This window comes from Serratia sp. BW106, assembly GCF_002607755.1.
Classification (GTDB): domain Bacteria; phylum Pseudomonadota; class Gammaproteobacteria; order Enterobacterales; family Enterobacteriaceae; genus Serratia; species Serratia proteamaculans.
Genome location: NZ_MCGS01000072.1, coordinates 1 through 8,269, shown reverse-complemented (window position 1 = coordinate 8,269; position 8,269 = coordinate 1). Strand labels below are relative to the sequence as shown.

The 8,269-nt window shown below is 56.1% G+C and carries 8 protein-coding genes; 2 read left to right on the top strand and 6 right to left on the bottom strand.

What is annotated here, in order from left to right:
• Positions 1-107: 107 nt before the first annotated feature.
• Complete coding sequence (locus tag BEI65_RS26255; protein ID WP_099065713.1) at positions 108-797, top strand: FadR/GntR family transcriptional regulator; 690 nt, start codon at positions 108-110, stop codon at positions 795-797.
• A 66-nt stretch (positions 798-863) separates the two neighbouring features.
• A complete protein-coding gene (gene mdtD / locus BEI65_RS26250) occupies positions 864-2,279 on the top strand; it encodes a multidrug transporter subunit MdtD (RefSeq protein ID WP_099065712.1) in 1,416 nt (471 codons plus the stop codon).
• Here the strand turns inward: mdtD and rbsR are convergent.
• From rbsR to rbsD, 6 genes are all read right to left on the bottom strand, one after another.
• Positions 2,276-3,277, bottom strand: coding sequence for a ribose operon transcriptional repressor RbsR (rbsR, locus tag BEI65_RS26245; protein WP_085120102.1), 1,002 nt, complete (start codon positions 3,275-3,277; stop codon positions 2,276-2,278). The two genes, mdtD and rbsR, sit on opposite strands and share 4 nt — an antisense overlap.
• Positions 3,278-3,282: 5 nt before the next feature.
• Entirely contained in the window at positions 3,283-4,209 is a 927-nt protein-coding gene (rbsK, locus tag BEI65_RS26240; protein WP_099065711.1) for a ribokinase, read from the bottom strand.
• 67 nt (positions 4,210-4,276) lie between these two features.
• Positions 4,277-5,164, bottom strand: a complete 888-nt coding sequence (gene rbsB, locus BEI65_RS26235) for a ribose ABC transporter substrate-binding protein RbsB (protein WP_085120130.1) — start codon at positions 5,162-5,164, stop codon at positions 4,277-4,279.
• Positions 5,165-5,188: 24 nt separating this feature from the next.
• Positions 5,189-6,154: a ribose ABC transporter permease gene (rbsC, locus tag BEI65_RS26230; protein WP_037421280.1), complete on the bottom strand. Its 966-nt coding sequence runs from the start codon at positions 6,152-6,154 to the stop codon at positions 5,189-5,191.
• Between the two features lie 6 nt (positions 6,155-6,160).
• Positions 6,161-7,666: a ribose ABC transporter ATP-binding protein RbsA gene (gene rbsA / locus BEI65_RS26225; protein ID WP_099065710.1), complete on the bottom strand. Its 1,506-nt coding sequence runs from the start codon at positions 7,664-7,666 to the stop codon at positions 6,161-6,163.
• A 7-nt stretch (positions 7,667-7,673) separates the two neighbouring features.
• On the bottom strand, positions 7,674-8,093 hold the full coding sequence (gene rbsD, locus BEI65_RS26220) for a D-ribose pyranase (RefSeq protein WP_099065709.1): 420 nt from the start codon (positions 8,091-8,093) through the stop codon (positions 7,674-7,676).
• Between the last annotated feature and the right edge of the window lie 176 nt (positions 8,094-8,269).

Genomic DNA, 8,269 nt, shown 5'->3' with positions numbered 1-8,269 from the left:
GCGCTGCACAAGTCAGCGTTTTCGTCACTTTTTCCGGTAAACAGCCACAAAAACTGGCGTTCCGTAGCGTAAAATAAGAGTAACAATGTCAGTAAGGACTCGCAGCCATGCAATTTAATGCTCAACAACAGGCCGCCCAACGCAATCTTTCTTATCTACTTGCAGAAAAACTCGGCCAACAAATTCTGGCAGGCGATTATCAGGCCGGCAGCATCCTGCCCGGAGAGATGGAACTGGGTGAACAATTCGGCGTTAGCCGCACGGCAGTACGCGAAGCGGTGAAGATGCTGGCGGCCAAAGGCATGTTATTGCCCCGGCCACGCATCGGGACCCGGGTCATGCCGCAAAGCCAGTGGAACTTTCTCGATCAGGATTTACTGACCTGGTGGATGACCAAAGAAAACTTCGATCAGGTCATGCAACACTTCCTTATCTTACGCACCTCACTGGAACCCCAAGCCTGCTCACTGGCCGCGGCCAACGCCAACACACAGCAAACTGCACGGCTGGCTGAACTGATGGCGGAAATGCGCGCCCTGCATATCCAGTTTGACCGGGAACACTGGATCCAGGTGGATACCCAGTTCCACCAGCTCATCTATGAAGCCAGCGGCAATCCCTTTCTGACCTCATTCGCCAATCTGTTCAGTTCGGTGTATCAAAGTTACTTCCGCGCCATCACCGGTAACGAGGTGATTAAGCTCCAGCACCATCAGGCCATCGTCGATGCGATACTTGCCGGCGATAGCGCAGAGGCATTAGCCGCCTGCCAGGTTTTGCTTAGAGAGAAAGACTAACGCATCCCTGCTTATATATAGAAGAAAGACGAAAGGGACGAAGACGACAGTTAACCGGGACTCACAATGACTAAATCCGCGCGCAGTATGGCAGGGCTACCCTGGATCGCCGCCATGGCGTTCTTTATGCAGGCACTGGACGCCACCATCCTCAATACGGCTTTGCCGGCGATAGCCCAAAGTCTTGAGCGCTCACCGTTGGCGATGCAGTCAGCGGTTATCAGCTATACCTTGACGGTAGCCATGCTGATCCCGGTCAGCGGTTGGCTGGCAGATCGCTTCGGTACCCGCCGGGTGTTTATCGTCGCGGTTTCACTGTTTACTCTCGGTTCGCTGCTGTGTGCGCTTTCCCCAACGTTAAGCCTGCTGGTAACTTCACGCGTTATTCAGGGAGTCGGCGGTGCGATGATGATGCCAGTGGCGCGATTGGCGCTGCTACGTGCTTATCCGCGCAGCGAACTGTTGCCGGTATTGAATTTCGTGACCATGCCGGGGTTGGTTGGGCCGATCATGGGGCCGATGCTGGGCGGTTGGCTGGTGACTTACGCCACCTGGCACTGGATTTTCCTTATCAATATCCCGATTGGCCTGCTCGGCATCTTCTACGCCCGTAAATATATGCCGGACTTCACCACGCCCAAGCGCCGCTTCGACTTTATTGGCTTTATGCTGTTTGGCCTGAGTCTGGTGTTGGTTTCCACCGGGCTTGAGCTGTTTGGTGAGCAGGTGCTGGCCAGCTATATCTCACTGGGCATTCTGCTCAGCGGCGTGGTGATGCTGTTTGGCTATATCGTCCATGCCCGCAGGCACCCTCAACCCCTGATTGGTCTGGATCTGTTCCAGACCCGAACCTTCTCGGTGGGCATTGCCGGTAACGTCGCTTCACGGCTGGGCACCGGCTGCGTGCCGTTCCTGATGCCACTGATGCTGCAGGTGGGGTTCGGTTACTCGGCAATTATTGCCGGCTGCATGATGGCGCCGACCGCCGTCGGTTCACTAATGGCGAAATCCACCGTCACTCAGGTGCTGCGTTGGTTCGGCTATCGTAAGACTCTGGTGGGTATCACCGTCATTATTGGCGTGCTGATTGCCCAGTTCGCACTGCAAAGCCCGGGAATGCCGCTGTGGTTGATGATCCTGCCGTTGTTCGTGCTGGGGATGGCGATGTCTACGCAATTCACCGCCATGAATACCATCAGCCTGGCAGATTTGAACGACGCCAATGCCAGCTCCGGCAATAGCGTGCTGGCCGTGACTCAACAGCTTTCCATTAGCTTCGGGGTAGCGATCAGCGCAGCAGTGCTGCGTTTCTACCAAACAATGTCATTTGGCACCATGGTTGATCACTTCCACTACACCTTTATCACTATGGGAATTGTCACCGTGGCGTCGGCGTTTGTGTTTATGCTGCTGAAAAGAAAGGACGGGCGTAACCTGATCAGCGGTCGGGAACCGAAGAAGCCGGCTAAAATCGCAGGCTAACGATGACCGACCGAGGCGCGTTCCACCAGCTCAGGGGTCAACACCAGGATCTGGGCTTCGCGTTCCGGGTTCTGCAGACGATGAATCAGCGTATCGATCGCCAGTTCCCCCAGTGAATCTTTCGGTTGGTGAATGGTGCTTAAGGGTGGCGCCAGGTATTTGGCCAGTTCGATATCATCGTAGCCCATCACTGCCATGTCCTGCGGCACCGATAACCCAGCCTGATACAGCGCCTGATAGGCGCCAACGGCAACCGCATCGTTGCCGGCAAACACGGCGTGTGGCGGCTCGGCCAGCGCCAGCAGTTGCTTCATGGCATCCACACCGCCTTCAAATTCAAAATCGCAGTGCACTTCGTATCCCGGCAAGATGGTCAACCCGGCGCGTTGCATGGCGCGACGGTAGCCTTCCAGCCGATGGCGTGCGGTAGTTTTATCCTGTGGACCGGCGATGCAGGCAATCTTGCGATACCCACGGGCGATCAGGTGATCGGTCGCCATCTCACCGCCCAGCAGCGAGTTATCCTGGATGATATCGTTGGCCCCTTCGAACGGTGCCCAATCCATCATGACTATCGGTAACGAAGGATAGCGGCTCAGCGCGTCCTGCGATGGCCGATGATTTTCGGTACACATCAACAGCAAACCATCGACGCGCTTTTGCAGCAGCGTCTCCATGTTGCGATTCATGCGCGCGGCATCTTCTTCGGTATTGCACAGGATCAGGCTGTAACCCCGCTCATAGCAACTGCGCTCAACGCCACGCACGACTTCGGCATAAAACGGGTTATTACTGGAGGTCACCAGCATGCCGATGGTGCGCGTCTGGTTCAATTTGAGGCTGCGCGCCAGGGCAGAAGGTGCATAGTTCAGTTGTTCAACGGCCGCCATGACTTTGGCTCGCACGCTGTCGCTGACAAAGCGATTGTCATTAATGACGTGCGATACTGTCGAAGTTGAAACGCCCGCCAGACGGGCGACGTCTTTCATGGTGGCCAAAGGGATTACTCCTGCTGCTGCAAGAAGGTGTCGATCTCTTCGCGCCAGGGCACAGAAGGCTGGGCTCCGGGACGAGTCACCGCTATGGCCGCCGCCGCATGGGCAAAGCGCACGGCATCTGCCATCACCTTACCTTCCAGCAGTGCCGTGACCAGCGCCCCGTTGAAGGTATCGCCGGCAGCAATGGTATCTACCGCTTTAACCTTGAAGCCAGGCACCAGCTTACCTTTGTTGTTCTCACTCAGCCAAACGCCACGGCTGCCGAGGGTGATGATCACCGTGGCAATGCCTTTATCATGCAAAGCCTGTGCGGCACGCGCGGCATCATCATCATTATTGACCGCAATACCGGTCAGGCGCTGGGCTTCGGTTTCGTTTGGCGTAATCATATCGATCATGGCCAATAATTCGTCCGGCAGTTCACGTGCCGGCGCAGGATTGAGGATCACCTGAGTTTGATGCTGTTTCGCCAGGCCGGCGGCAGCGATAACCGTCTCCAGCGGTGACTCGAGCTGCATCAGCAGCGCGTCGGCGTCGATCACCTTTTGCTGATAACGAGCCAGATAGTCGGGAGTCACTGCAGCATTGGCACCGGCATCAATGCCGATCACATTCTCGCCTTCCGCATTAACAAAAATCAGCGCGACGCCGGTGGTACTGTCGGCTATCGCCTCAATCGGTTGGGTATCAATGCGATCGGTCGCCAGTTGCTGACGGACACGTTCTCCGATGTCATCAGCCCCCACGCAGGCGATAAAAGCGATATCCGCGCCGCTGCGCCCTGCCGCCACCGCCTGGTTGGCGCCTTTACCGCCAAACGCCACTTTATACTGCTTCCCGATCACCGTTTCACCCGGTTGGGGAAACTGCTCAATATTAAGGATATGGTCGGCATTGATACTGCCCAGAACCACCAGCTTACCTGTTGCCATCGCATTGATTCCTGAATTGCGCGCCATCATAAACGCCCCGTTTTGATGGCGCTGGTGCTACAGAGTGTTATTTAGTGACCAACTTCAGATCAACCGGGATAGTGGCCGGCACTTTTTCGCCTTTCAACACTTTATCCGCCGTTTCCACACCAATCACGCCGATCTGATCCGGACGCTGCGCCACGGTCGCTGCCAGTTTGCCGCCTTCAACCGCCTTCACGCCGTCAGCGGTGCCGTCGAAGCCTACCACGACCACGTCGGTTTTACCGGCGGTTTGCAGCGCACGCAGTGCACCCAGTGCCATTTCATCGTTCTGGGCAAACACCGCCTGCACGTCCGGATGAGCGGTCAGCAGGTTCTGCATCACGTTCAGGCCTTTGGTACGGTCGAAGTCTGCCGGCTGGCTGGCCAGCAGTTTGAATTTGTTCTGATCCAGCGACTGTTTAAAGCCTTCGCCACGTTCACGGGCGGCGGAGGTACCGGCGATCCCTTCCAGTTGGATCACTTTAGCGTCTGCGCCCACTTTCTTGGCAATAAAGTCACCGGCCATTTTACCGCCGACGCGGTTATCCGAAGCGATATGGCTGACCACTTCACCTTTGCTTGCCACACGGTCCAGGGTGATAACCGGGATCTTGGCCTGGTTGGCCATCTTGATGGCGTTGCCAACCGCATCGGAGTCGGTTGGGTTAATCAGCAGTAACTTAGGTGCCTGCACCATCAGATCCTGCACGTTCGCCAGCTCTTTCGCCGGGTTGTTTTGCGAGTCCAGCACCACCAGGTTGTAACCCAGCTTATTGGCTTCCTGCTGTGCGCCCTCTTTCATTGAGACAAAGAACGGGTTGTTCAGGGTAGAAACCACCAGCGCGATGGTGTCTTTAGCCAGCGCGTTAGCACTCAGGGTGGCGCTCAGCGCGAAGGCTGAAGCCAGAATTGCCAGTTTTTTCATTTTCATCATCGTGATTCCTGTAGGGGGAGGTTATTTGTTGCTTTTGTTCTCTACCAGAACCGCCAGCAGTATCACCACTGCCTTCACGATCATTTGGTAGTAGGAAGAAACGCCCAGTAAATTCAGGCCGTTGTTCAGGAAGCCAAGGATCAGCGCCCCGATCAACGTACCGACAATGCGGCCTTTGCCACCGGCCAGGCTGGTACCACCCAGCACTACCGCAGCAATGGCATCCAACTCATAGCCGGTCCCGGCGGTCGGTTGCGCGGAAGACAGACGCGCCACTTCGATCACCCCCGCCAGCGCCGCCAGCAGTCCACAGAGCGAATAAACGATAATCTTCACTTTGTCGACGCTGATGCCGGACAGGCGGGTCGCCGCTTCGTTACCGCCCAGGGCATAAATATAGCGGCCCAGACGGGTATGGTGCAGCATGTACCAGGCGGCGATAAACACGATCGCCATGATCCAGATCGGGGTAGGCACTCCCAGCGGGCGGCCAATGCCGAACCAGCCGAAGGTATCGGCCACGTCGGTAAAGCCGGTATTCACCGGACTGCCGTTGGTGTACACCATGGTGACACCGCGCAACAGCAGCATCATCACCAAAGTAGCGATAAACGCCTGCACCTTGCCTTTGGCCACGATCACCCCGGTACAGGCGCCAACGGCTGCCCCCAATGCCAGAGCCGCCGCCACCGCCACCACCGCGTTAATTTCGAAACCGACGATCGACGCCGCCACCGCGCCAGTCAGCGCCAACAGCGACCCCACCGACAAATCGATGCCGGAGGTCAGGATCACCAGCGTCATCCCCACCGCCATAATGGCGTTCACTGAGGTTTGCTGCAGAATATTGAACAGGTTGTTTACGGTGAAGAAATTCGGGCTCATGGAAGAGACCACGGCGATCAGCACCAGCAGAGCAATCAGTGATTTTTGCTCTAACAGCCACTCTTTACTGAACCAGCGCTTTGCCACACTCTGGGAACTCATATCTGATTACTCCTGCTTTACGCCGTATTGCTTGCCAACGGCCGCAGCCATCAACGCTTCCTGGGTGGCCTGTTCAATCGGGAATTCACCGCTGAGGTGTCCTTCGTGCATCACCAAGATGCGGTCGCTCATGCCCAGCACCTCCGGCATTTCCGAAGACACCAGAATGATGCTCAGCCCTTCCTGCTTGAACTGGTTGATTAACTGGTAGATTTCTTTTTTAGCGCCCACATCGACGCCACGCGTCGGTTCATCGAGGATCAACACCTTTGGCCGCGTCATCAGGCCACGGGCGATCGCCACTTTCTGCTGGTTACCGCCGGAGAGCAGACCAATCGGCTGCTCCATTGACGGCGTCTTGATATTGAACAGGCGGATGAAATCGCCCACGGCCTGCTGTTCTTCTGCCTGTTTCAGGCCGCCACCGGCCCGGCTGAAATAACGCAGTGCCGTCAGCGACATGTTTTCCTTTACCGACATCCCCAGCACCAGGCCATCGCGCTTGCGGTCTTCGGAGATATACACGATGCCGTTCGCCAGACCGTCCTGCGGCGAATGGGTAACCACCGGGCGGCCGTCGAGGCTGACGGTACCGGCTTTGCGCGGCGCGGCACCGTAGAGAATTTTCATCAGTTCGGTACGCCCGGCGCCCATCAGACCGGCCACGCCAAGAATTTCGCCCCGGTACAGGGTAAAGCTGACGTCATCCACACCCGGGCCAGAAACCTGGCTGACTTCCAGCCGTTTTTCACCCCGTGGCTGATTCAGACGCGGGTACTGTTCTTCCAGCTTGCGGCCGACCATCATTTCTATCAGCGAATCTTCCTGCAGCTCACTGACCGGTCGCTCGGCGATAAACTGCCCGTCACGAAACACCGTGACGTCATCGCAAATTTCAAATATCTCTTTCAGCCGGTGCGAAATATAAACAATGCCGCGCCCTTCGCCTTTGAGTTCGTTGATCACTTTAAATAAAGAAGCGGTTTCCGTGTCGGTCAGCGCATCCGTCGGTTCATCCATAATGATGACTTTGGATTCGAAGCTCAGCACCTTGGCGATTTCCACCATTTGCTGATCGCCAATCGACAACTCGCCCACCAGCCGGTGACTGCTGTAACTCAGGTTCAACCGCGCCAACAGTTTGTCGGCTTCGGCATACATGCGCTTCCAGTCGATGCGGCCGATGCGGTTAACAAACTCACGCCCGAGGAAGATGTTTTCCGCGATCGTCAACTGCGGGATCAGGTTCAGTTCCTGATGGATAATCCCGATGCCCGCTTCCTGCGAATCCTTTGGCCCGTTGAATGCCACCTCTTTACCGAGAAAATACTGACTGCCGGCGTCCTTGTTATAAATGCCGGTCAGCACTTTCATCATGGTGGATTTCCCGGCGCCGTTTTCCCCCACCAGCGCCATCACCTTGCCGGGATAAACGCTGAGTGCGGCGCCTGAAAGCGCCTTCACGCCGGGAAAGGCTTTATCGATCCCTTTCAGTTGCAGTAAAGGTTGCATAAATGCCTCAGAAAGTTACGCCGGCGCAGAGGATCACGTTCGCGTAAGGCGAGCATTCCCCACTGCGGATCACCGCCCGGCTGTGTTCAGTTTGCGCTTTAAACGCACTGTGGCTGATATAACTCACGCTGATGGTATTTCCCTGGTGTTGGCCAAGTTCAGTCAGTTGAGCCAACAACGCGTGGTGAAGCTGCGGATTATGTTTAACTATCTCTTCCGCCAGAATGGCGCTTTCTACCTGCATTTCCTGTGTCACTACCCCGACCACCTGCAAAAATGTCGGTACACCCTGGGTCAGCGCCAGATCGATACGCTGCGTTGCCGCCGGAATGGGCAGCCCCGCATCACAGATGGCGATCTGGTCGGTATGGCCGAGACGGGAAACCACGGCAGAAACATCAGCATTCAGCAGCACGCCTTTTTTCATCTTCTTCTTCTCACTCCACCAGCGAAACGTTTCGCTTGTGTCTGGAGTTTAAAAAAACGTCAACAGAAGGCAACTGGGACAGTGCAGAAGTGTGATCGTCATCGAAACGTTTCGCTCGTGTTACCGAGAACATAAACACAAAGGGCCCAGCGAATGTGAACTGAACCCCAAATGTT

Coding starts and splice junctions, on each gene's coding strand:
- mdtD (WP_099065712.1), top strand. CDS start 864: ATGACTAAATCCGCGCGCAGTATGGCAGGGCTACCCTGGATCGCCGCC.
- rbsA (WP_099065710.1), bottom strand. CDS start 7,666: ATGCAACCTTTACTGCAACTGAAAGGGATCGATAAAGCCTTTCCCGGC.
- rbsK (WP_099065711.1), bottom strand. CDS start 4,209: ATGGCAACAGGTAAGCTGGTGGTTCTGGGCAGTATCAATGCCGACCAT.
- rbsD (WP_099065709.1), bottom strand. CDS start 8,093: ATGAAAAAAGGCGTGCTGCTGAATGCTGATGTTTCTGCCGTGGTTTCC.
- BEI65_RS26255 (WP_099065713.1), top strand. CDS start 108: ATGCAATTTAATGCTCAACAACAGGCCGCCCAACGCAATCTTTCTTAT.
- rbsB (WP_085120130.1), bottom strand. CDS start 5,164: ATGAAAATGAAAAAACTGGCAATTCTGGCTTCAGCCTTCGCGCTGAGC.
- rbsC (WP_037421280.1), bottom strand. CDS start 6,154: ATGAGTTCCCAGAGTGTGGCAAAGCGCTGGTTCAGTAAAGAGTGGCTG.